Raw genomic sequence first — 22,125 nt, 5'->3', positions numbered from 1 at the left:
TCGTTGAATAGAAAGAATGGCAAAAGCATGGGGTTTATACGTTAGCTTCTGTTATTTTAATTCTCCATTCCTGATGGTAATGCTAAGTAGCTTGTATCCAGCTTCAGTCCGCAAAAACTCAAAATGGTCCTGAATTATATCATTTCCTACTTTGGAGTTGAGGACTAATTCCACTACTGGGTATTTCTCTTGATTTGCCTCACCGCAATTGTTGTAATACTTTGCAAAACTATCCCCTTGATAAATAAAATGGTTTAGTCCATTGATGAATACAGTGAAATCAGGCTTTTTCTCTTTTAAGGTAGACAGTCTCTCTTTTATTAATTCAAAGTTTCTAGGTAGAAAGCTTGCTTTGGCTTCGGCAGTCCAGCCGTTAGGCTCTTGCCAGTGGGTTATGCTGTCAAAGGAGGCCTCGGCTAGGTTTTCTAGGGTCAAATGGTTTAGGAAATTTGAGGCAAGCCAAGCTTTAAATTCTTTTTCATAATCAATGAAAGCGTAAAAACTTCCGTTGACACCTTTAAAGGTATTACTTTCTGGCTCATAAGTGGGCTTAGGGTTGGTCTTCAGCGAATAAAGGTTTAAGTAACCCTCGTGTTTTGAGTCTTTAATGACCACCTCATTATTGGTGTTGATAAGCATTTCTTCGCCACCTTCCCAGGAATAGTGCTCTTTATGTTTGTCTAGGTATTTTCTTTGGGCACCTTTCAATGCCCAAACATGTCCGTTTTGGACTCTCGACAAGGCATTGTACACTGCTGGGATCACTATCTTTCCGTTTTTGTCAAATAGGCCTATCTTGTCCGTTACTTTATCTCTAAACCGGATAAATCCCTCACTCTCACAATCTGGGGTATTGTCAAAGTAGTATAAGCTGTCTCTGCCAATCTCTTTACCAGACCGGGTAAGATAGTAAGATTGATACTTGCCATTTTTCTCCTCCATCACAGCAGCAATATTCTCGAAATATTCTGCTATGACTCGCCCCGAAAACCTGGGCTCTATTTTTACATATCCGCTTGCATCTTTAAAACCAATTAACTCTGAGTTTTTGTCCTGAAAGGCAGCCCACCTGTCAATGGACTGTGCATGAACTGAAAGCCCGATTAAAAAGGTGAGAAACGTTAGGAGAAATTTCATTCAGATTTTTCGATATAAGAAAAGGGTTTAGCGGGAAAGCGGTGAAGTTGGCCGAGGTGCCGTTTACACAGTGTTATGCCATGTTTTTTATTGCACTTATTCTAATTACTTCAGTTAACCTATTTAATCCTTTTTTGGAGATTATTCTAAAATTCAGTTCTACAATAACAAGTCTTACAAATATGATTCCTAATAGTGCAGGAAAAGCAAGTTCAATCGGGTTCTCTACTTTTCTTTGTAAAAGTGTTAGTACAATGGCAAGGATTGGTAGCACCATCAAAACTGTGGACAGTATTTTAAAAGTTTGATGAACTCTTAAATTAATTGATCCTTTATTACCTAGAAGATCTCCACTAATAACACAAAAAGATCCATATCCCTTTGCCGAAGAAATTACCTTGAATCTATTCTCATGAACTTGACCGATAAATGCCTTATTAGTCATTTCTGAAACAAGTGAGTTGGTTAATTTTGTATTTTGTGTGAGGCGATTTAAAGCTACTGAAGCATCTTCTGTTAATTCGATTGTATAATCGAGCGCAGGAAATAATTTCATGATATTTAATTAGGCATAACGTCTAGTGCATGAGGTGTGCGAGGCCGTCGGCCGAAGCATGGCTTATGCACCTTGTTAGCACAAGTAATTTTACTTATATGTTTTATTTTATCATTTGACAGGGTTGCTTCGATTTCCATCCCTTATGCAGCCAAATAGAGAGTTAGTATCCCAACAACGAAAATTCCAACAGCTGATGCAATTTTTAGATTTTTGCTTTTCTCTTTAATGAGGTAGTAAACAACTGCACCAACCAATGCACCAGCACCGCTAAAAAGGACGGCATACAGAAGTCCCGTGTTATCATCTGTTGCTATTACATTTGCTAAATTGTATCCGAGAAAAGTTGGTATTATTAGAAAAACCACTCGCCAATTTTGTTCTTCTTTATTCATTTTTATTTGTGCTAACGGTCTCGTGTAAACAGCGTGCAAGGCCGTCGGCCGAAGCATGGGTTTACACATTGTTGGTGGTAGTTTTTCTAATCATTCCAACCATAGCTTTTCCATGTTCTACTTTCTGAATTATATTTTTCAGTTACCATAAATCCCCTGGAGTAGCTAATCATAAAGTTTGTGTTATCTCTTAGTCTCTTGTAGCTGATTCCTAAATTTGTGTCATACTTTTCTGGTAGCTTTCCTGAGTCGTTCCTTATTTAGTAAATGTCGCTGATAATGTTTTCACTTCTAAATCGCTGCACTTTATCGACTACGAAGCCAGATGCAAGTTGAGTTATGATGAAAATGGGAAGTATCGAGAAGGTAAATAATGCTCTTTTTGAGTTTATGCTTTTATTGAAGAAGCTGACTATCAGGTAAACAGAAGTAAATAGAAAAACAATAGCGAAGGGAATTATAAGGAAGAAAACTTCAACTACTGTGAAAGACGGAATGAAAGGCGTTACAGCACCAACTAAAATGGTGAAAATAAGCAAAAGCTTTCTTTTCTGTAATTTCTTTAATTCCATTGGTGCTATCTAATATTATAAATTACCGCTAACTACCGCATAAATAGAAGTCGTTCTGGTTATTAGCTTAATTGGGTGGAGAAACTTTATAACTATGAAGCCTCTGAGGGAACAGGGGTAAGTTGCAGTTCTTCGGCGTGGGGTTGCAGGGCTTGGATGATAAAGTCAATGTGGGCTGCCAGATCTACCTGAAGCAATTCGGCGCCCAGACGTACCTCGCCACGGTCTACAGAGGCGGCAAAGCTGGCCTGTTTCAGTTTCTTCAGCACTGATTTGGCTTCCAGTCCGGAGAGGCGCTGCGGACGCACCTGGGCACAGGCTACCACAAATCCGGTGATTTCGTCGCAACCCAGAAGGGCTTTGTCTAAAAGGCTTTCATGAGGAACCCCCCAGTGGCTGTAGTGCCCCGAGATGGCGTGGGCCATTTCTTCTTCGCCGCGTTCGCGCAGCAGTTCCACTACCACATGCGGGTGCCGGTCAGGGAACGCTTCGTAGTCAGCATCATGGAGAAGGCCGGTGTTGCCCCAGAGTTCGGGGTCTTGGTTTAGCTTTTGGGCATAGGCGCGCATGACCAGTTCAACGGTGCGGGCATGGCGTAGGAGGCTTTCGCCTTTGGTATAGTGGTGTAAGATTTCGGAGGCTTCTTCTCTGGTCATGGCAAATAAGGTTTAAACCAGTAAGATAAGTCTCGTGCCGCAGACGCACAAAAAAGAATGTCCGGTACTCTTCTTGTTTTGGCGCCTCTTTTTAGAAATAAGGTCTAAGGCATAAGGCTAAAAGCAAAGACCATAGTAAGGAGAGGAGCCGTTGCACGCAAGTCACGGGGCCAGATACCTACCTGATAACTCAGATCTCCTCTGTCATTCTCACCAACATGTAGTTTTTCTTAGTTTCTTATTAATGATGATGGTGATGGTGGTGATCATCGTCCTCGGGTTTGTGGCGCAGGTTTTGGATAGAGCCGAAAACAAAGAGTACTCCCCAGCAGAGATATAGGTAATTGAAGGAATCCACCTCCTTGCCCCACAGGTGCAGCAAGACATGCGCCAGCGCCGACATGATGATTCCGGTGACGGCAATGAACTGGAAGGAATTCATTGCCTTGGGGTTGTATATTTTAAACCATTCCATAGGCTGTCATTTGGCCGCTCTTTTGGTTAGGTTTAAAAGAACGGGTGGTAAAGATATTGTTTATATACGTGTAAACTCATGCTTAGCGACAATCCAGGAATTGAGCTGTGTCTGAAATTTAGGTTTAAGGTCTGCTTTTATAATCTTTGCCTTAAATCCAAAACTAAGAAAATGGGCAACTTGTTGGATGGGTTCCTTTTACAAAAGCAACTAGAAACCCTAATGTAAATTAGTTTAATTTACATAATATAAAGCGGTAATGACAAAGTAAATATGCCGGTATTTTAGGAATCAAACCCCATAAACGCGAAGAAGGGACCTGTGTAGCAGGTCCCTTCTTCGTGTTTATGGGGAGGGTAATCTTAGTTTTTCTTTTTCTTAGACTCTGGAGAAACTTGCTGTACCAAAGACAGGAAATTCGCTTCTGGCTTGGTTTTAAATTCGGCGTAAGCCTCTACCTGGCGGTTCGTCAAAATCTTGAACAGCTTGGTTTCAAAGTCTTCGTCAATATCACGCAAAGAAGCCTCTAGGTTTGAAGCATCATCGGCGTATTTTCTGGTAGCCTCAGCGGCTTTTGCCAAGCGCTCCTGGTTTAGGTTGCGCACCTGGATATATTCCACTTCATTCAAACCCATCTCCTGAACCATCATGCGGCTGATGGATGCAGAGGTCTTCTCCACCGCCTCATTTGCCGGAGCAACCTGAGCTGATGCGGTGAAAGCCAGAGCAAAGAATAAGCATAGAGAAAGAGTAAAGTTTTTCATGTGGTTTTTGAATTTTGAAGATGAGAAGAGATTCTTTAGGAATGAAGTGATTCTTGTAATTGTCTTAAACGGTCTATTTGTGGTTTATACGTTTAAACAGGGGCAGAGTTTTAAGAATTACCCTTCTTCTGATTCAAAATTTAGGATAAGAGCCAAGCGAATCCTGTAAAGTGCAAAAATGAAGATGGTTAGAGTTTTTGACGTGTTTTAGCCAGATATAGGAAAAAGCAAGTATTTGGATAATCCCTCCTCCAAAAGAACAAAGGGCTGAGCAGCAGAAGTTGAGGAGGAAAGGCACGAAACCCATGTAGGTTACAATACCAGAGGTTAGGGCGATAGAGGTAAAATGGTCAGTGGCTCCGCCAGGATAAAAGGTGTGGAAAGCAGCCCGAAGTGCTTGGGCGAAAGCTTCAGAAGCCCTAAAAAGAGAATGCCCGTTTTCGGCCTTCTTTGAAGAAAGAAGCTGAAAACGGGCATCAGGAAAAAGGGAAGATTTATGCTACCAGAGCCACTCAGGGCAAAGCATTCTGGTCTTGTTTCTAAGTTTAATTCCTACAATCAGTTCATGGCTTCCGGCGCTGGCACTGTTGAGGCCAGAGGTGGTCAGGTCATACGAGTACCCTACATCCAGCACATGGTTCACGTTCATGCCCGCCAAAGCCGCCACCGCATCTCCGTGCCGGTAAGACATGCCTGCCCAGATCCGGTTTGCGTACATGGCCTTGAAGTTCACGTCAACCGACAGCGGGCTTGGGCTGGCCAACTTCAACATCACCGATGGGTCAATAGAGAAGTCATACCTGATCCGGATGCGGTACCCCGCCGTCATGAAGAAATGAGGCTGCAACTTCTGCTCAGGGTCCCGGGCGCCTTCGCCTTGTGACATGGTGGTGGTTAGCAGTTGGGCCGCCGAGGCACCGAAGTAGAAATAGTCTGAGTAGATCCAGGTGCCTAGTCCCAGGTCAAAATTGGTTCTTCCCATAGTGCCGGGGCGCAGGGTAGGGTCGTTCTGATTAATCAGGTGCAGTTCATTTCCATTCAATCGGCTCTGGATCAACCCCCCAGATAACCCCACCGACATGTTAACCCGCCGGGTAATAGGGTGGTGGTAGGCGTAGGTCAGGTTTACGTTGGTGGTGCTCAACGGCCCCGTTTTGTCTACCTGAGCCATGGCGCCAAACCCGTGGTGGGGGCGTGACTTGTGGTACTTGGTAGAGCGCGGGTTTTTGGACGGCAACTTGGGAATAAACCCTTTGCCCGTTCCCGGACCCACGGGCGCGTTGCGGTCGCTCATCCCAAAAGAAGAATGTCCGCTGACGTAGTACGTGACCGGGGCCCCGTCTACGCCCACCCACTGGCGACGGGTACCCATGCGCACATCGGTGTAACTCTCAATCCCGGAAAGGGCGGGGTTCAACAGAAAGTTATTGAACAGGTACTGGCTGTACTGAGGCTTCTGCTGCGCCATGGCAGGAGAAACAAGCACAAAAAACAACAAGATAGAGGCAAGCTTTTTCATACAGGCTTACTTAATAATGGTAACGTTTCCGGTGATAGGGTTCTGTTTCTCACCCAAGCGGATGATGTAGTAGTAAGTAGCTGCCGGGAGCGGTTGCCCGTTCAGGCGTCCTTCCCACGGATTGTCATAGCCTCTTGATTCAAAGACCTTGTTGCCCCAACGGTTGAATACCTCCACCTGGCAATCTGGGTAGCTCTTCAGGTTAGGAAGTTCCCAGTTATCGTTGATGCCGTCACCATTCGGGGTAAATCCGTTCGGCACCTCAATAGGTTGTAACACGGTAATGGTCACCTGGTCAGAAGAAGTACATCCATCCTGCGTGGTCACGGTCACCGTGTAGGTGGTGGTCACAGTTGGCTTGGCCACCGGTGTCGCGATCTGGGCGTTGTTCAAGCCCGTGGCAGGTGACCAGCGGTACGTTAATCCACCGGTTGCCTCCAAAGTGGCGAAGTTGCCCAGCACGATGTTCTGGTCAGGCCCTGCATTAGCGGTAGGAGCCGGGATGTGCACTTTCACCGGGATGCGAACACTGGCGCAGTTCTGCGTTACTGACCGAACGTAGAAAGTAGTTGTCTCCTTCAGGATTGGCGTAGTGAAGGTCAAGCCAGAGCCCATCAGTCTTCCGCCTTCTGGTTGGTCAAACCACTCAATCACGGTTGAACCAGTAATTGGAACTGCCGTTAAGGTAGCGGTAGTGCCCGCACAGATAAAGGCTTCTTGCACAGTTGGTGGCTGTGGCGCGGTAACGCTTACCTGTACCACGTTGCTTACGCTTTCAGAGCAGCTTCCTGAAACTACCTTCCGGCGGAACCAGGTGGTGCGCTGCAGGTTGCCCGGAGTGTAATGCTGTTCGGTGCTGTTGCCAAAGGCGGTTCCAAACCCAGCCGTTGGTCCGCTGGTGCTGCTTTCCCAAACGTAGGCGTAGTTACCGTTTCCGCCGTCTGGCGTAGAGCCTGCCAAACGAGCCGGGGCAGAGCCAATACAAACCGTCTGATCAGTGGAGACGCTGTTTCTGGTCACGGCGGTGTACACCGTCACTTTTACCACATTGGAGATCTGGGTGATGTCCCCGGAACTTACTTTTCTGCGGAACCAGGTAGTTTGGGTTAATGCCGGTGCGGAGTAATTCTTGGCCGTGGCTTTACCGGTAGCCGTCACAAACCCAGAGGCCGGACCCGTGGTGCTTTTCTCCCACAGGTAGCTGAAGGTGCCGTCGCCGCCTATGGGGTCAGTACCAGACAAGGTCATTGGAGCGGTGCCTGTACAGATGTTCTGGTCTTCCAGGATGGTGTTCTGGGTGATGTCATCGTTCACCGTCACTTTCACCACGTTACTGATCACCTGGCAACCACCAGATTCCACCACTCTCCGGAACCAGGTAGTCTGGCTCAAAGCCCCTGAAGCATACGTTTTGCTTGTAGCTCCCGAGATAGCCGTGAAAGTGACGCCGTCCTGGCTGGATTCCCACTGGTACTGGTAAGTTCTGGTACCGCCGGTAGGCGTAGTGCCGGTGAAGGCCGCTGGTTTGGTATGGATGAAGATAACCTGGTTGTCCTGAATGAAGTTATTGATGATCGACTCACTCACGGTTACCTTGATTGGGGCGCTCACGTGCGGTACGCAAGTGCCAGATTTCACCACTCTGCGGAACCAGGTGGTCTGGTACATCACACCCGGGGAGTAGTTCTCGGTTTGGCCAGCGCTTTGTAGCGAGTAGAACGAGATACCGTCGGTGCTGCTTTCCCACTGGTAGGAGTAAGTGCCCGTACCGCCGGTTGGTTGAGAACCGGTAAGGGTGGTAGTGCCCGTGCCCGCGCAAATCTCTTGGGTACCGGACAGCACGTTGTTTCCAACCGGGTCTTGCACGTTCACAAGCACGGCAGATCTTGGGCCTTCGCAACCACCCACCGTAGCCTGTACATAATAAGTGGTGCTTTGCGTCAGGTTAACCGTGGTGTAGGAGGGACCTCTGAATAGGACGGTGCCACCAGTTGCGGCAGAGAACCACTCATAAGTGACATCGGTACCCGGGTCCTTCACTTGCAGCACGGCTTTCTCTGAGTGGCAAACCGTAGGCGCAAACGCCTCCGGTGCCAACGGCCGAACCGTCACGGTTACTTTCACCTCCACCCGGGCCGGTGAAAGACATCCGTTGGTAGTGGCTGCCTGCACAAAATAAGAGGTGTTGTTTTGCAGAACAGGCGTAGTGAAGGTGTTTCCTTCGGCCAAGAGGTTGCCACCGGTAGCCGCATCAAACCACTGTATCTTCTGGCCAGCCGTAGCCGGCGTGGCAGTAAGGGTGGCGGTGGCATTCTCGCAGGTAACTACGTCTTTGGCAATCGGGAGGGCCGGTAAAGGTAGCACGGTGATTTTAACCACGGAGCTGGTGAGCTGGCAAGAACCGGAGTAGGTAATTCTACGGAACCAGCTGGTGCTTCCCAGAATGCCTGGGGCGTAAGTCACTCCAGTGTTGTTGCCGGTAGCCGGGGCAAACCCTGCCGTAGCGCTGCTAGTGCTTTTCTCCCATTTATAGGTGTAGGTTCCATTACCGCCCGTGGCCTCCGGGGCAGAGATGATAGGAGCCGAAGATCCCTCGCATACTTCCATGTTGGTAGGCATGGTAACCGCGGTCAACGGTGGGGTTACCTCTACCTGGATGGCGTTGGAGTATTCCTCACAGGCACCCATGGTTACCTTGCGGCGGAACCAGGTGGTCTTGGTTAAAGCGCTTGGAGCGTAGTTCTGGTTTGTTCTTGTGCCGGTGGCCGGGGTAAAGTCAATGCCGTTCAAGCTGCTTTCCCATAGGTAAACCGGAGTGTCGTTTCCGCCGGAAGGTCTTGACCCGATGAGGGTAGTAGGAGCGCTGCCCGAACATACTTCCTGAGCACCAGAAATGGTATTGTTGGTGATGATAGGCTGCACGGTCACTTTCACCTCGGTGCGAACCTCAGAGCAATTGTCCGGGGCTTTGCTTTGCACAAAGTAAGAAGTAGAAACAAAAAGGGCAGGGGTGACAAACTGATCTCCGGAGAAGATAGGAGTACCCCCAACTGCGCTGGTGTACCACTCGTAAGGTCCGCCCGGGGCAGTGGCTGTCAACGTAGCCGAGGTGCCGCTACAGATGGTCGCGTTCTTAACGGTTGGCGGGAAAGAGATGGTGATGATGGACACCAACGCCGCCGGAGAGGTCTGGGTACAGCCATCAATGATCACTTTGCGCCGGAACCAAGTGTTGGCGGTCAACGCCCCTGACTGGTAAGACTGGCCTGTGTAGAAGCCTGGCGCGGTTGTGAACCCGGTAGTAGCGCTGGTGGTGCTGGTTTCCCACAGGTACACCGGGGTTCCACCGTTCCCGCCGCCCGGCAGTGAGCCGTTTAACGTGGTAGTGGCACCATAGCAGATGTTTGCATCGGTGATGGTGACGGTGTTGTTGTTCACCACTGGTACGACGGTAATTTTAACAGGCTCAGAAACGCTGGTACAACTGCCCGAGGTAACGGTGCGTCTAAACCAGGTGGTCACGTTCAGCACGCCAGATTTGTAGGTAGGAGTGTTAGAAGTACCCTCCACTCTGGTAAAGGTGGTGCCATCGGTGCTGCTTTCCCATAGATAGGTATAGGTGCCGGAACCGCCAGACAGGGTTTCTCCGGTAAGGGTAGCAGCCGTCTCGCCTGCGCAAAGGGTTTGAGGGGCGCTGATCCTGTTGCCCGCAATGACCGGCTGTACCGTTACTTTCACCGCTCTGCGCGTGGCAGAAAAACAGCCCTGCGGTGACAAGGTGGCGACATAAAACGTGGTAGTGGCGGTTAAAGCCGTAGTAGTGAAAGTATTGCCGGTGGCCAGGGTGTCGCCGCCGGTAGCGGTGGCGTACCAGTACACTTTTCCGGTTGCGGTGATGGCGTTCAGGGTGGCGCTGCTTCCGGCACAGGTGATCGCGTCGGGAGCCGTTGGGGCCGGTGGTAATGGGGAAACCGTCACCACCACTGGCGTCCGGACGGGGTTTTTACATCCTCCGTTCAGGGCAGCCTCTACATAATAGGTAGTAGTGGTGTTCAGGACCGGAGTGGTGAAGGTGGCGCCGGTAGCCAACACCGTAGTGGATGTTGCAGAGGCGTACCATCTAAAAATAGGAGCATCTCCTTCGGCCTTCAAAGTAGCGGTAGAACCGGCGCAAATAGAGGCGGGCAGGGCGGTAGGGGCCAAGGGCACATCCTGAACCACCACGGTTTTGATGATGGAATCACCCAAACAGGTGGTGCTGGTACCTGAAGGCGTTACCGCCAACGTGATTTTGTACGTGCCGTTCTGGGTAAATTGGATGGAGGGGCTTATGGAAGAAGCGTTGGTGGAGTTGGTGAATTGCCAGCCGGTGCTGGGTGAAATAGACCACAAACGACGATACCCGCTGGTATTCCCTCCAATGTTGTTTCCGTTGAATCCGCCTATGGTCTGGTCGTTCAATTTAACTACCTGGTTAGGGCAGAAAGGATCTTCCGGGGTCATACTGAACGCCGGAATGGGTTTGGTGGAGATGATAATCCCGCTTACCTCGGCTTGTTTGGGAATACAGCCATAGGCTACCGCGTACATGGTAAAGCCTTTGGTTTTTCCTTGAGAAGATTTGGTAAAGGCGTGGGTGATCGTGGAGGGAAGGTTGGCCTGGGTGTACCGTAAGGTGTCGGTGCCGTCGTCAAACCAGATGGCGTAGGTGGTGTTAGGGGCGTTGTTTTCTGTACCCGTGATTCCGAAGGTGAAGGCCGCCGGGGCGCATTCTGAGGTGTTGTTAGGGCTCTGGATACCAATCCCGGGCGTACTGCCATTGAACACCGAGTACGTTCTACTGTCAGAGCAACCGTTCTGGCTGGTGATGGTGAACTTCAAGGTAAAACTACCCTGGGTTTTGTAGGTATGGCTGGCATTGGTGAAACTTGCCGGGTAGGTGTTAGAGGTGCCGTCTCCCCACTCAATGGTGTACTCCTTGTTTTTAGAAGAAGTAGTGGAAATATTGGCAACCGACAGGTTGTATTCTATGGACCCACCTACCGAGGAACACCGGGTGAAATTTTCCTCGTTGGCATCGGCTAGGGCCACATCTGGTTTATCGGGACAATTCTGAGCATAGGAGTAGAAGCTCAGCAGGAACAGAAAGCCCAGTGAATGAAAGAACTTTTTAGTAGGCGACATGGTGCCAGAAAAGAAAAGATGGTTTTACAGGATATTAAGAGGGAAAGCAAGAGCTAGCCCCAGGCAAAGAATTGCCGGGTTCACGCGCTGCTTAGTTGAGGTAGTTAGACCGTAAAGGGTGCAGTCTGGCCTATCACTACCGCAGGAGAATCTCCAATAAAGCCACTTTCGCCTTTCTGGGAAGGCTTTCTAAATGTGGTGAGGGTAAGGGGAGAGAAGGTAGAGTATAGATGTTTCATATATAGTGTTTTTAAATTGTACTAAGTTGTTATTCTATTTTTGAACGTTGTATCCTTTTGAAATTGGTAGTTATAAAAAATGATGTTGCTAATTGACTTTCAAGGGCGGCAACAAACAAATTGTAACCTTTAGTTCAAAATTCTCGTCAAAGTTAAGTTTTTTGTACTGTTAAAGTAAATATGAATTTTCTAATAAGTTCATATAAAATAATTAAGTATGTACTTTTATTCTATAATTTGGAGGTAAATAGCTGAAAAAGGAGTGAGAGGCCCAGGCGGGTGCCGGAAAAGAAATAGTAGGAGTGGATCGGAAATTCGCCGAGAATTAAAAACCATTCAACCTAAAAAAGGGAAGTTTCGTCTGGCAAAATGAGGTATTCACCGAAATTCACTCGCAGTCCTAAGATTACCTATTACCTTTGACACAGTTAAAACAACAAAGACAGTTTGTTGGTAAAGAAATTAAAAACATAAAGGGGCGGCGGAGCACTTCTGCTTGCAGGAGCGTCAAAAGTTCTGGTGCTTATTGGGGGATATGCTACAGATGCTGATGACATATGCGCCGCCTGCCCCTTCTTTTTTTAGCCTCTCTTTCCATTTGGAAAGAGAGGCTTTTTTTTGCCCCAATTTTCTAAAAGCCCCTGAAAAGAACCCAGATCTTTTCAGGGGCTTTTGCAAGTCTTCTTAAAGAGAAAAGCCGGTTAGTCGTTTTAGTGCTGGTTTACGCGAAGTGATGGCAAAATAGATTCAAAAGGCAAGGAGAAGAAGGCAGGGTAGGTTCTTACTGGTAACCATAGCTTCAGGCTCTCCTTAAAACAATGCCTTGGCACATGGCCAAGGAAAGTAGTGGTACGCGGGCTTTTTGTATCTTTGGATAATTTAAGAGCCGTAAAGACGACATGAAGCAGCACATCACCGAAAACGAGAGAGAAGTCATCAAGCTTATCACCTTCTTTAAAAAGCGGGGCGAGCGGTTGGCTGCGGAAGGCACCCTAACGCAGGAGCACCAGGAGTTGAATGCCGCTTGTGAGCGTCTTACCGAAAAGATCTACAACCACGCCGATTTCCGGCAGCAGGTGCTGGAAAAGCACGAAACCCTGAAAGGCATCATAGAAGACCATGCCCAGTGCCCCACCTGCGGAAAAGCCGATCTGCTTAAAAAGACCGGCGTGGCTACCAATGAACTGGGTTGGAAATCTAACCGCTACAAATGTCGTCGCTGCAACATAGAATTCACCTGGAACCGGCCCAACAATCCTTGGGATATGATTCCTTTTCTGGAGGTATGCCTTCAGGAACTGGACAACAACATCGCCTCGCAGGAGATTGAAGAGGAGTTGCGGGACCGGGCGCAGGAAGCCCGTGACCACATGGCGATCAGTTTAGAGCAACTCAGGACGGCCATCCATTCCGCCGATACCGAAAAGCAGCTGATGGAGGAGCAGGACAAAGAAATGGCCCGTATGCTGCACGAGTTTAAGAAGTACCTCATGATTGAGAAGATCAAGATGGAACCCTTCAGCGAGAACTAGCAGAAATCGCCTGGTTTTAAGAAGCCCGTTCTGGGGCTGTTTTGCACAAAACAGCCCCAGAACGGGCTTCTTCATGATTTGATAATAAACATTTTTTTGGTGGTGCGTACAAACAAGTTAGGAGCAGCCATAGGGGCTGATTGCCTTTACTGACCAACGCCATGCCCATTGAGAACGACAACATCACCAACGCTGACGAGAGTAAACGCTTGCCAGATGAGAACCCTACCCCTGTAAAAGGAGCCAAGATGGATTATGACCAGGATGCTAAGCCAGACATGGGCGGCAGTCCCCTGCAAGCCATTGAAGCCGACTTTCTAGACTCGGAGCCGGAAGGCAGATTCTCGGAGGGAAATGTAGCCGCCGAGGACGAGGAAGACACCACCCGGCTAGACGGCAGCAACGCCAACAACCTGCGCACGAAATAATGGTATTACCTAAGGCCTTGCGGTTTTGGAGCTTCTTTCTAAAAAGAGCCCCAAAACCGCAAGGCCTTTCTTGTCGTTAAGAGAAGCTGTTTTGTTACACCAAAAGTCTAACACCATGAACAGAAACCACAGATCAGATGACCATGGTCATCACCGTTCAGATAATCGGCGTTCCGATGAAGATCAATACCGCGGGGCTTACCGCATGGACAATGACCGCGACAGAGACTATGATCGCTTGAACCGCCAAAACAACTTCAATGACCGCGACATCAGCCGTGATTATAGAAGTAACCAGTACCAGGGTTCCAACGAAGACCGTCGGCGCGAGAGAGACCATGAACTGCCTCGTGACTACGGCCGGGATCCTAACCGCCGAGGAGAGCGCTTTGATAACATGGGTGCCCACGAGGACAACAACGGCCTGGAGCATTCTACCCGTAACTTTGGAAACATGGGCAGCTACGGCGGAGCCCAAGGCTTTGGCTCTTCCAGGGGTGGCTCGCATAATCAAAATTCAGGCGATGGCTCCCGTTGGAGCAGTGGCCATGGCCGGGAAGAAGACCGCCATGTAAACCGCCAGGTGTATGGTGCCTACCGCGACCATAACAGCTTCGCCCCCGGTGAGCGGGAGCAGTACGACGGATCAGGCCGCCCGGGTAGCCGTGGTGCTGACAACACCCGCGGGTGGGAGCCTTCAGATAGAGCCGGCTCCAGAGGCGGCGTGCGTGACATAGGAACTAACAATACCTCCCGCCGGGACGATGACAGCCGTTATGAAATCTATGATGACTCGCAGTCGCACTACAACCGCGGTATGTACGAGTCTGGTAGACAGCTGGGCTACATGTCCAGCGGCTATGACAGCAGAACCCGGGCTGAGGGAGGCGCTAACTTTGATCACAACCTACCCCGCCGCGAGCACCAACACCAACAGGGTGAAGGCGGCAGAAGCGAAAACTACGGAAACATGGCCGGTTCTCTGAGCTGGGGAAATGACCGTGATTACCGTTCAGAAGAAGGACAGGACCGTCGGTATGACCCACAAAGCGGCCACGTGCGTGCCCAAGGATCGCAACCCCCATCCCGCGAGGACTTCAGCTGGTAACCAGCAACATCAGATAAGAAAGCGGCTGCCCCCTAAGGCGGCCGTTTTTTGTTTATATAAGAATATGGCTTTTTGGGGTTCTCCTTTTCACCATCCCTTTTTTGAAAGTAGCCTCAAAACATAGGTCCAGATTTTTTAGGTAGGGAGAGCCGCTAGGTATGATCTCTGCTTCTACCTTCAACAAGCTAAACCTGCATAGGTGATAATCTATCAGAAACCCGTGCGTTCTATGGGTGCAGCATCTACCTTTGCATCCGTAAACGTAAATCAATATGAAGACTTCATCTCTTCCAATAATTCTGGTGGCATTCCTGGGGGTAGCCTGCTCTCCCTCGCCTGAGAAGAAAGTGGAAGTGTTGCAACAAGAGGTGCTGGCGCTCCATGACTCAGCCATGGCCAATATGGGCACTTTGTACACCCGGCGCAAAGAACTTACTTACCTGAAAGACTCGGTGGTGGTGCAGGATACCTCCGCGAAAAGCAGTCTGACCAACGGAATCTCTGATCTGGTGCGGGCCGATGAACAGATGATGCAGTGGATGCGTGCCTACCGGAATCCTGAAGGACAGAAACCCGAAGAAGCCTTGGTGTACCTGCAGCAGGAAAAAGAAAAAATACAGGAGGTGCGCCGGGCCATTAGCCAAAGCTTAAAGGCCGCTGACTCCCTCAACTCCCTTTACAGAACCCCTTCTAAATGAAAAATACCTTTTTAGCTTTATGTGTAGGTGTGGCGCTGGCAACGGCTTGCACGTCTGCTCCGGAGAATAATCAATTGCCCATTTTGGGGCCTCGTGAACCCAAGGTCACCACGGTAGACGGTAAGCCATCTGTTGACACCGTGTACCACTCCATTCCTGACTTCGGGTTTCTGGACCAGGACAGCCAGATGGTGACACAGCAAACCGTAGCCAACAAAATCTACGTAGCCGATTTCTTTTTCACGTCTTGCCCGTCTATCTGCCCTAAAATGAAGAGCCAAATGCTGCGGGTGTATGAAAAGTACAAAGATAACCCAAGGGTAGCCCTGCTCTCGCATTCCATTGACCCTACCCATGACACCGTGGCGGTCCTGCGCGACTACGCCGATAGGCTGGGCGTGAAAAGCTCTACCTGGCATTTCCTGACGGGTGACCGCGATTCTATCCTGGAGATGGCCCAGAAGCATTACTTCACCAGTGCCATGGTAGACAACAGCGTGCCCGGCGGGTTTGAGCATAGCGGTGCGTTTCTGTTGGTGGATGAACAGCGGCGCCTGCGCGGCCACTATGACGGCACCAATGCCCAGGACGTAGACAAGCTGCTGCAAGACATGGATGTGCTCCTGGCCGAAAAGAAACAGTAGCAGTATGTCTTTCTCAATAAAGCGTCTCCTATTTGCCCTCGGGATTTGTGTATCCTTTTCAGGCTGTTTTACTGAAAGGGGGCAAGAAGGGGAATTGCTATACGGGCGGCACTGCGCCAGTTGCCACCTAGAGAATGGGGAAGGTCTTAGGGGGGTAATCCCGCCCTTGGTGAACTCAGACTACTCTCAAAAGAACCGCGATATCCTGGCTTGCCTTCTGCGACAAGGAATCAAGGGACCCATCATGGTGAATGGGCGGCAATACAACCAGGCAATGCCCGGCAATCCTAATTTGAGCGAGGCGGACCTTACCAACATCATTAATTACCTGCACAAGGAGTTTAAGTCTCCTGCGCAACGGGTCTCTTTTGGCGAGGTAAGGGAACAAGTGAAAAATTGTCCTTAAAGGTGGGTAAGCCTTAAATGAAAGAAGGGCGGGTGGTGTCAAAACCATCCGCCCTTTTTAGGTCTTTTATAGGGCAGAAGCCTGCCTTACGTATTAGCGAGAAGTAGTTCCGCCACCGGTTGTTCCACCAGTAGTGCCACCACCAGTTGTTCCGGTAGTACCAGTAGTACCAGCGGTTGTACCAGTAGTTCCGGTAGTACCAGTGGTGCCGGTAGTACCTGTAGTAGTTCCGGTTCCGGCAGTAGTTCCGGTAGTACCAGTTGTACCTGTAGTACCGGTAGTAGTGGTTCCTGTGCTACCCGTAGTTCCGGTAGTGCCAGTTGTACCAGTGGTACCGGTAGTCATTCCGCCACCGCCAGTGCCCATGGTGTCTGAGCCCATGTCAGTAGTAGTGCTGGCGCCATCATCCATGGTGCCGCTGTCTACAGTGGTGTTGTCAGTTGTGGTACCATTTGCTTGATCTTCTTTGTTGCCGCTGCCACCACAAGAAGTAAATGCCATCATGGCCACTAGAGCGCAAGCAGCACCCCAATTCAATCCGTTAATTTTCATAGCTAAGTGAAAGGTTAAGTTTGAATATTGTTCACATGACTCTTCGTACGAGATTGCAATTTATTTAGTCTGATCTATATCGAAATAATCTTATAAACTTTAAAAAAATACGTATAAACCCGTATACGCCTCTCAGGGAAAAATCAGAAAAGCAGATTTAAGGCGCGTCTTTGTTTGTTCCCAGGTTTAGGAAATGAGCGTCTGTTTATGAGTAAAAGGGGAGAATAGTTATCAAGGGTGTAGGCTAAAATAAATAGCAAAGTTTGGGTTTTAAGGAAATAGCTAATAATTTTAGCTATGGAGAAAGATGCACCAACAGGTGGAAAACCCAGCAAGCCTTTTCAGGATCAGCAGGGACTCACCAAGGGTAGGGGTGCCCAATACAACTCCACCAATCCCTTCCTTAAAAACGAGTACGTGGTAGAGCACGTGGAGGGCTTGGATGAGCCTTGGGAGCAGAAAACGACTACCCAGTTTTTCAAGGAGTTTCCCAAAACCATCGTGAATGAAGTGAACTCCCCTGATCTGGGCTTGGTCTATTCCATGAACCCATACCAGGGGTGCGAGCACGGCTGCATCTATTGCTATGCCCGCAACACGCATGCCTATTGGGGCCTGGGGGCGGGAATAGATTTTGAGCAAAAGATCATCGTAAAGGAGAATGCTCCCGAGGTGCTGCGGGCTCAGTTGGAGCATCCCAAATGGGTAGTGCGCCCCATCATGTTGGCCGGAAATACCGACTGTTACCAGCCCGTGGAGGCCCGGAAGAAAATCACCCGCCGTTTGCTGGAAGTGCTCCTGCAATACCGGCATCCGGTAAGCTTGATCACAAAGAATGCTTTGGTGTTGCGGGACCTTGATCTGCTTACCCAACTCCACCAACACCGCCTGGTGCACGTGAGTATTTCCATCACCACCTTAGACGAAACCCTCCGGCAAAAGCTGGAGCCGCGGACCTCTACCGGAGCAAAACGCCTGCAAGTAGTGAAGGCATTGTCAGACGCTGGCATCCCCGTGAACGTCATGGTGGCGCCCATCATCCCGGGGTTGAACGACCACGAAGTGCCCGCCATTTTGGAAGCCTCGGCGGCGGCAGGAGCTTTGTCGGCGGCCTACACCATCGTTCGCCTGAACGGAGCCGTGGGCGAAGCCTTTGAAGACTGGGTGCACAAAGCCTATCCAGACCGAGCCAGCAAAGTGCTCAATCAGATCAAAGCCTGCCACGGAGGTACCCTCAACGATAGCCAGTTTGGGAGAAGAATGACAGGGGAGGGGAGATGGGCCGAGACCATCCAGTCGCTTTTCAAGCTGTCTATGCACAAGCATTTCAAAGGAAGAAGTATGCCCGCGTATGACCTTAGTGTCTTTTCTCCAAGGGCCGGGAAGCAGTTATCTATGTTCTAAAACTTCCCGTCAACATTACCTGCCGTCTTGTTCTGAAAAGAAAGGCTAAGGCTGGTTTTTTTTATTAAAGCTTTACCTTAAGGGAAGGGCTGCAAAAAGCTGATAACTATAGAAGGTTGAAGGCGCTTGTGACAGCTTGTCAGGGTAGTGGTAAGAACCGGGAAGTATGTTTTTCTCGTATTTAGCGGAAAGCCACCCAGAAAAGGTGCATCCTCAAGGGAGGTGGAAACTGCTTAGCGGTAAGGGTTTCTACGCAACCTAGGTAAACAAATAAAAATCAAACCGGTAAAAGCCCCAGATATGGTGTTCCACACTTAAATAGGGGTTGTAGTACTATAGCAATAATCTGTTTTGAGCCAATGTTCTAAGGTAGGATACTTGGATTATTAGTTGAAGTGCTGATTTGAAAATGGCCCGAGAGAAAATCAGGAGGGTGGAACAGAAACTTACCGTTGATACGTTACCTTATAGAAACAGGTTACTGGAGTAAATCTCAGGGCATGGTCTTGGATGGTATCTTTCTGGATATAACTTTTTCTAAAAAGCGAGGGTCTTTGTATCTTTAGGCATGGGGAATACCCTTACTCAGGCAAGTACAGTGGCGAGGAAGAGAATTAAGCGAAGCTTCCTGTTCAAACTCATTGTGTTTTTGAACATAGGGGCAGCCGCGCTCTTGATTCTTTCCCATGTGGCCTCCTATGTTAGCCCCAGCATCCTGTGGGTGGCTAGCTTGGTGGCCTTGGCCTACCCGGGGCTGCTACTGGTCAACCTGCTCTTTATCCTGTACTGGCTACTGGTCAAAAGCCGGGCGCTGTTCATTTCCCTGTTCGCCGTCTTTATCGGGTTCGATAACCTGCGCAGCCAGATCCAACTGAACCTGTTCCAGACCGAGGTGCCGGCCAATGCCCACAAGCTGCGGGTGCTTAGTTTCAATGCCCGCTTGTTTGACCTGTACGAGTGGACCGGCAACCCCAAAACCCGGGACAAGATCTTTAAAATGGTGCAGGACGAGGCACCGGATATCCTCTGCTTCCAGGAGTTCTATACCTCTTCTAAACCGGGCAGAAACAACCTGGATACATTGCAGAAATTTCAGAAGGCCACGAACCATCATGTGGCCTATACCGAGACCCTGCGCGAAAGCGACCACTGGGGTATTGCCACCTTTAGTACCTACCCGGTGGTGAACAAAGGCAGCATCCTCTTCCATGAAGAAACAAACAACCTCTGCATCTTCACCGACCTTAAAATAGGCCCAGATACGGTGCGGGTGTATAACGTGCATTTTCAGTCAAACCGGTTTAAACGGGAAGACTATGAGTTCCTGGGAAACCCCAATGCCAAGCCCTCCAACGACGAGAAAATAACCGCCTCCCGGAACATCATCCGACGCCTGCAGGTAGGGGCAGTGAAGCGGGCGCAGCAGGTGAAAGTGGTGGCCGAGCACATTGAGAATTCCCCTTATCCGGTCATCGTGTGCGGTGACTTCAACGACCCGCCCGCCTCGTTCACGTATAATAAGATTAGCAAAGGTCTGCAAGATGCTTTTGCCGAAAGTGGCTGGGGATTGGGAAATACCTACAACGGGCTGTTCTCCATTTTGCGCATCGATTACCTGCTCCATGACCCACGCATGGTAGGAACCGGTTACAAGACCATTCGGCAGAACCTGTCAGATCACTACGCCATTGTAAGTGATTTATGGCTTAAGAAGGAAGAAGGCCGTTCCAAGGAATAGTATATTCCTTAGGTAGCTTCCCTTTTAACCATTTTGTATTTACCCTATAGAGAGTAGTGCTGATTTCCCTTCTGCTACAAAAATGCTTTTGCCCCTGTTTAGTCGCTGCAAACGAGAATTAGGTTTACTTTTCCTTTTATTCCAAAGGCGTTTTTAGGCTCTTTTGAGTCATACTAGCTTAAACCTTTACGGAGTTTTGAAATACAGGAAACACCTGGAATTTGCCAGTTGTGGAAAGCAGGCAGGTGTTCTCTTGCCGCTCTAAAGGAGAAAGACTGTACCGCTCCTGCCTCCTCAACTCTTCCTTTCATAAGCCTTCCCTTGCTTTAATTTAGTAGAAAAGAGGTGGGCTGTTTAAGGGGTATTTTTGCTGAAACAGGCACAAACGGATTTGCCCCATTCTCGGGGGATTTTAAGCTTCTGAGAGCCTACTAATGCTGCAAGGTGATAAGGTTAGAACCCTGAAGAAGTAAGTCGTTATAGGGCGTGTTTGGCGTCCTCGCTTACGTTGGCCAGGGTCCATTCTACGCGGCCCACAAAGTCATGCTCGCGCACGTGGCAATCTGACTTGGTGCAAAGGCGGCAACTGATAGGGGGTAGGCAGGGGTCCAGGTGCACAAAGAGTTCCACCACATCGCCCATCTCCTCGGTGATAATTTCCTGCAGTAGCTCTACTTCTTTGTGGCCTTCCACCAGGTTGAAATACCAGGGCAGCGTAAGGTGACAGTCAATGTGCAGCTGACTGCCGTACTTGATCACCCGCATGTTATGGAGGTCAATCCAGTTCTCGCGCCGGCGCTGATTCAAAACCAGGATGATACGTTCCATGAGCTCGTGGTCGGCCTCGTCCATTACCCCCGAGATGGAGTTACGCACAATGCCGTAGCCGGTATAGGTGATAAAGGAACCGAAAATGATAGCCACCACCGAGTCTAGCCACAGAATATTGGTGAAATAGATACAACCCAGGCCAATGACCAAACCCAGGCTGGTATAAGCGTCTGAGAGCAGGTGCTTGCCGTTGGCGATGATGGTGAGGGAATGGTGCTGGGTGCCCCGCTTGATCAAGTGCTTGCCGGCCACGTAATTGACTAGCCCGGCGGCCAGCGTCAGGAAAATACCCACGTCCATCTTCTGGATAGGCTGGGGGTAGAGCAGGTTGAACACCGATTTGCAGATGATGGCAATGCCCGCCACGGTGATGAGCGTGCCCTCCAGCCCCGAGGAGATAAACTCTATTTTACCGTGCCCATAGGGGTGGTCCTTGTCTTTGGGTTTTGCCGCCAGGTACACACTGTACAAGGCCACCCCACCCGTCACAAAGTTGATGATGGACTCCAAGGCATCGGTTAAGATGGCGTTGGAGTTGGTAAGAAAATAGGCACCAAACTTCACGCTGAGCAGCACCAGGGCCAACACCAGCATAGTAGACATAATGCGTATAGAAGAAACCGCCGAGGAAGTGGGGGCCATAAGAATGCGGGTTAAAAAAGACGCCTTCGCTTTTCAAACGAGAAGAGGAGCGAAAGGGGGTGCAAAAGTACTTCTTTTTTTAACCCGGGGCCAACAAGAAACAGGAAGATATTCTGAAACCCAGCCGGTAGGTACAGAAAAGCAAAAGGCTTACAGAAGCGAGAACCCGTTAAGATTTACCCAAAGACAAGGGTCAACAGCCAGGAGACAAAGGAGGCCAGCAGACCCAAAAAGAAAAACAGAAATCCCAGAATTGGATGCATTTGCGTAGCCGTTAAGTTGAGTAAAGATAAAAATTAAAAATAAATGCAACAAATACATTAGACATTCATATACTAACTATTGTAGGATCTGCCCCCATCCAATAATTTCGCTGTTGGTACATGTGTTAATGAATTACATCTGGTGAGACTTTTATGAACTCCTCTGTGAAAAAGGCAGTAGTAGGCAAACCCATAGAAAAGTTACTGAAAAACAGTCTGCTTCTGCCTGCAGACCCCGGTAGCATCAATGAATCTTTGGCCAGATTAAAGGACCTACGGCAGCAGTACATCCAAACGCCGACTACCGGCAAAAACGTGTTCAAGCTGCCTGCGCTGAAGAAGTAAGGAAACTCGCTTTTTCTTTTTTGGCTTTGCCCCCACG

General features: G+C 49.3%; 20 protein-coding genes. 9 read left to right on the top strand and 11 right to left on the bottom strand.

From position 1 onward, the window contains the following. Nucleotides 1-51: 51 nt before the first annotated feature. The 9 genes from ACW9SV_RS21000 to ACW9SV_RS20960 form a co-directional block, all read right to left on the bottom strand. Nucleotides 52-1,137, bottom strand: a complete 1,086-nt coding sequence (locus ACW9SV_RS21000) for a WG repeat-containing protein (RefSeq protein ID WP_479558741.1) — start codon at nt 1,135-1,137, stop codon at nt 52-54. A 73-nt stretch (nt 1,138-1,210) separates the two neighbouring features. Next, nucleotides 1,211-1,693: a hypothetical protein gene (locus ACW9SV_RS20995; protein ID WP_479558740.1), complete on the bottom strand. Its 483-nt coding sequence runs from the start codon at nt 1,691-1,693 to the stop codon at nt 1,211-1,213. A 143-nt stretch (nt 1,694-1,836) separates the two neighbouring features. Next, a complete protein-coding gene (locus tag ACW9SV_RS20990) occupies nt 1,837-2,088 on the bottom strand; it encodes a hypothetical protein (RefSeq protein WP_479558739.1) in 252 nt (83 codons plus the stop codon). 664 nt (nt 2,089-2,752) lie between these two features. Next, nucleotides 2,753-3,316 carry an HD domain-containing protein gene (locus ACW9SV_RS20985; RefSeq protein ID WP_479558738.1) on the bottom strand — a complete coding sequence of 188 codons (564 nt, stop codon included), beginning with the start codon at nt 3,314-3,316 and terminating at the stop codon, nt 2,753-2,755. 241 nt (nt 3,317-3,557) lie between these two features. Continuing rightward, nucleotides 3,558-3,758 carry a hypothetical protein gene (locus ACW9SV_RS20980; protein ID WP_479558737.1) on the bottom strand — a complete coding sequence of 67 codons (201 nt, stop codon included), beginning with the start codon at nt 3,756-3,758 and terminating at the stop codon, nt 3,558-3,560. A gap of 395 nt (nt 3,759-4,153) precedes the next feature. Beyond that, the gene (locus tag ACW9SV_RS20975) at nt 4,154-4,555 is read right to left on the bottom strand and encodes a hypothetical protein (RefSeq protein ID WP_479558736.1); all 402 of its coding nucleotides are present in this window, start codon (nt 4,553-4,555) and stop codon (nt 4,154-4,156) included. A gap of 499 nt (nt 4,556-5,054) precedes the next feature. Continuing rightward, the gene (locus tag ACW9SV_RS20970) at nt 5,055-6,074 is read right to left on the bottom strand and encodes a PorP/SprF family type IX secretion system membrane protein (RefSeq protein WP_479558735.1); all 1,020 of its coding nucleotides are present in this window, start codon (nt 6,072-6,074) and stop codon (nt 5,055-5,057) included. Between the two features lie 6 nt (nt 6,075-6,080). Next, on the bottom strand, nt 6,081-11,258 hold the full coding sequence (locus ACW9SV_RS20965; RefSeq protein ID WP_479558734.1) for an Ig-like domain-containing protein: 5,178 nt from the start codon (nt 11,256-11,258) through the stop codon (nt 6,081-6,083). 104 nt (nt 11,259-11,362) lie between these two features. Beyond that, nucleotides 11,363-11,497, bottom strand: a complete 135-nt coding sequence (locus tag ACW9SV_RS20960; protein ID WP_479558733.1) for a hypothetical protein — start codon at nt 11,495-11,497, stop codon at nt 11,363-11,365. Nucleotides 11,498-12,396: 899 nt separating this feature from the next. Here ACW9SV_RS20960 and ACW9SV_RS20955 point away from each other — a divergent pair. From ACW9SV_RS20955 to ACW9SV_RS20930, 6 genes are all read left to right on the top strand, one after another. Beyond that, the gene (locus ACW9SV_RS20955) at nt 12,397-13,029 is read left to right on the top strand and encodes a hypothetical protein (RefSeq protein WP_479558732.1); all 633 of its coding nucleotides are present in this window, start codon (nt 12,397-12,399) and stop codon (nt 13,027-13,029) included. Nucleotides 13,030-13,190: 161 nt separating this feature from the next. Then, nucleotides 13,191-13,457 (top strand): hypothetical protein, encoded by a 267-nt coding sequence (locus ACW9SV_RS20950; protein WP_479558731.1) that lies wholly within the window; start codon nt 13,191-13,193, stop codon nt 13,455-13,457. A gap of 115 nt (nt 13,458-13,572) precedes the next feature. Further along, on the top strand, nt 13,573-14,565 hold the full coding sequence (locus ACW9SV_RS20945; protein ID WP_479558730.1) for a hypothetical protein: 993 nt from the start codon (nt 13,573-13,575) through the stop codon (nt 14,563-14,565). A gap of 272 nt (nt 14,566-14,837) precedes the next feature. Then, entirely contained in the window at nt 14,838-15,263 is a 426-nt protein-coding gene (locus ACW9SV_RS20940; protein WP_479558729.1) for a hypothetical protein, read from the top strand. After that, nucleotides 15,260-15,907 (top strand): SCO family protein, encoded by a 648-nt coding sequence (locus ACW9SV_RS20935; RefSeq protein ID WP_479558728.1) that lies wholly within the window; start codon nt 15,260-15,262, stop codon nt 15,905-15,907. Before ACW9SV_RS20940 ends, ACW9SV_RS20935 begins: the two co-directional genes overlap by 4 nt. Beyond that, complete coding sequence (locus ACW9SV_RS20930; RefSeq protein ID WP_479558727.1) at nt 15,879-16,313, top strand: c-type cytochrome; 435 nt, start codon at nt 15,879-15,881, stop codon at nt 16,311-16,313. The genes ACW9SV_RS20935 and ACW9SV_RS20930 overlap by 29 nt, the downstream gene beginning before the upstream one ends. A gap of 93 nt (nt 16,314-16,406) precedes the next feature. Here the strand turns inward: ACW9SV_RS20930 and ACW9SV_RS20925 are convergent, their stop codons facing one another. After that, nucleotides 16,407-16,865, bottom strand: a complete 459-nt coding sequence (locus ACW9SV_RS20925) for a hypothetical protein (protein ID WP_479558726.1) — start codon at nt 16,863-16,865, stop codon at nt 16,407-16,409. A gap of 297 nt (nt 16,866-17,162) precedes the next feature. Between ACW9SV_RS20925 and ACW9SV_RS20920 the strand changes: the two genes are divergently transcribed. Together ACW9SV_RS20920 and ACW9SV_RS20915 are read left to right on the top strand one after the other, a co-directional pair. Further along, on the top strand, nt 17,163-18,269 hold the full coding sequence (locus ACW9SV_RS20920) for a PA0069 family radical SAM protein (RefSeq protein ID WP_479558725.1): 1,107 nt from the start codon (nt 17,163-17,165) through the stop codon (nt 18,267-18,269). A gap of 568 nt (nt 18,270-18,837) precedes the next feature. Next, nucleotides 18,838-20,007 carry an endonuclease/exonuclease/phosphatase family protein gene (locus ACW9SV_RS20915; RefSeq protein WP_479558724.1) on the top strand — a complete coding sequence of 390 codons (1,170 nt, stop codon included), beginning with the start codon at nt 18,838-18,840 and terminating at the stop codon, nt 20,005-20,007. Between the two features lie 477 nt (nt 20,008-20,484). Here ACW9SV_RS20915 and ACW9SV_RS20910 read toward each other — a convergent pair whose 3' ends face one another. Beyond that, entirely contained in the window at nt 20,485-21,480 is a 996-nt protein-coding gene (locus ACW9SV_RS20910; protein WP_479558723.1) for a cation diffusion facilitator family transporter, read from the bottom strand. Between the two features lie 416 nt (nt 21,481-21,896). On the opposite strand from ACW9SV_RS20910, the gene ACW9SV_RS20905 reads away from it, so the two are divergent. After that, the gene (locus ACW9SV_RS20905) at nt 21,897-22,088 is read left to right on the top strand and encodes a hypothetical protein (protein WP_479558722.1); all 192 of its coding nucleotides are present in this window, start codon (nt 21,897-21,899) and stop codon (nt 22,086-22,088) included. Nucleotides 22,089-22,125: the final 37 nt, after the last annotated feature.

This window comes from Rufibacter sp. JT20002 (genome assembly GCF_056491185.1).
Note: the sequence above shows the minus strand (reverse complement) of the source record. Positions and strands in the feature narration are given on the sequence as shown.

What these genes read in the sequence shown, in the direction of transcription:
- ACW9SV_RS21000 (WP_479558741.1), bottom strand. Translation starts at nt 1,137, where the DNA reads ATGAAATTTCTCCTAACGTTTCTCACCTTTTTAATCGGGCTTTCAGTT.
- ACW9SV_RS20995 (WP_479558740.1), bottom strand. Translation starts at nt 1,693, where the DNA reads ATGAAATTATTTCCTGCGCTCGATTATACAATCGAATTAACAGAAGAT.
- ACW9SV_RS20990 (WP_479558739.1), bottom strand. Translation starts at nt 2,088, where the DNA reads ATGAATAAAGAAGAACAAAATTGGCGAGTGGTTTTTCTAATAATACCA.
- ACW9SV_RS20985 (WP_479558738.1), bottom strand. Translation starts at nt 3,316, where the DNA reads ATGACCAGAGAAGAAGCCTCCGAAATCTTACACCACTATACCAAAGGC.
- ACW9SV_RS20980 (WP_479558737.1), bottom strand. Translation starts at nt 3,758, where the DNA reads ATGAATTCCTTCCAGTTCATTGCCGTCACCGGAATCATCATGTCGGCG.
- ACW9SV_RS20975 (WP_479558736.1), bottom strand. Translation starts at nt 4,555, where the DNA reads ATGAAAAACTTTACTCTTTCTCTATGCTTATTCTTTGCTCTGGCTTTC.
- ACW9SV_RS20970 (WP_479558735.1), bottom strand. Translation starts at nt 6,074, where the DNA reads ATGAAAAAGCTTGCCTCTATCTTGTTGTTTTTTGTGCTTGTTTCTCCT.
- ACW9SV_RS20965 (WP_479558734.1), bottom strand. Translation starts at nt 11,258, where the DNA reads ATGTCGCCTACTAAAAAGTTCTTTCATTCACTGGGCTTTCTGTTCCTG.
- ACW9SV_RS20960 (WP_479558733.1), bottom strand. Translation starts at nt 11,497, where the DNA reads ATGAAACATCTATACTCTACCTTCTCTCCCCTTACCCTCACCACATTT.
- ACW9SV_RS20955 (WP_479558732.1), top strand. Translation starts at nt 12,397, where the DNA reads ATGAAGCAGCACATCACCGAAAACGAGAGAGAAGTCATCAAGCTTATC.
- ACW9SV_RS20950 (WP_479558731.1), top strand. Translation starts at nt 13,191, where the DNA reads ATGCCCATTGAGAACGACAACATCACCAACGCTGACGAGAGTAAACGC.
- ACW9SV_RS20945 (WP_479558730.1), top strand. Translation starts at nt 13,573, where the DNA reads ATGAACAGAAACCACAGATCAGATGACCATGGTCATCACCGTTCAGAT.
- ACW9SV_RS20940 (WP_479558729.1), top strand. Translation starts at nt 14,838, where the DNA reads ATGAAGACTTCATCTCTTCCAATAATTCTGGTGGCATTCCTGGGGGTA.
- ACW9SV_RS20935 (WP_479558728.1), top strand. Translation starts at nt 15,260, where the DNA reads ATGAAAAATACCTTTTTAGCTTTATGTGTAGGTGTGGCGCTGGCAACG.
- ACW9SV_RS20930 (WP_479558727.1), top strand. Translation starts at nt 15,879, where the DNA reads ATGTGCTCCTGGCCGAAAAGAAACAGTAGCAGTATGTCTTTCTCAATA.
- ACW9SV_RS20925 (WP_479558726.1), bottom strand. Translation starts at nt 16,865, where the DNA reads ATGAAAATTAACGGATTGAATTGGGGTGCTGCTTGCGCTCTAGTGGCC.
- ACW9SV_RS20920 (WP_479558725.1), top strand. Translation starts at nt 17,163, where the DNA reads ATGGAGAAAGATGCACCAACAGGTGGAAAACCCAGCAAGCCTTTTCAG.
- ACW9SV_RS20915 (WP_479558724.1), top strand. Translation starts at nt 18,838, where the DNA reads ATGGGGAATACCCTTACTCAGGCAAGTACAGTGGCGAGGAAGAGAATT.
- ACW9SV_RS20910 (WP_479558723.1), bottom strand. Translation starts at nt 21,480, where the DNA reads ATGGCCCCCACTTCCTCGGCGGTTTCTTCTATACGCATTATGTCTACT.
- ACW9SV_RS20905 (WP_479558722.1), top strand. Translation starts at nt 21,897, where the DNA reads ATGAACTCCTCTGTGAAAAAGGCAGTAGTAGGCAAACCCATAGAAAAG.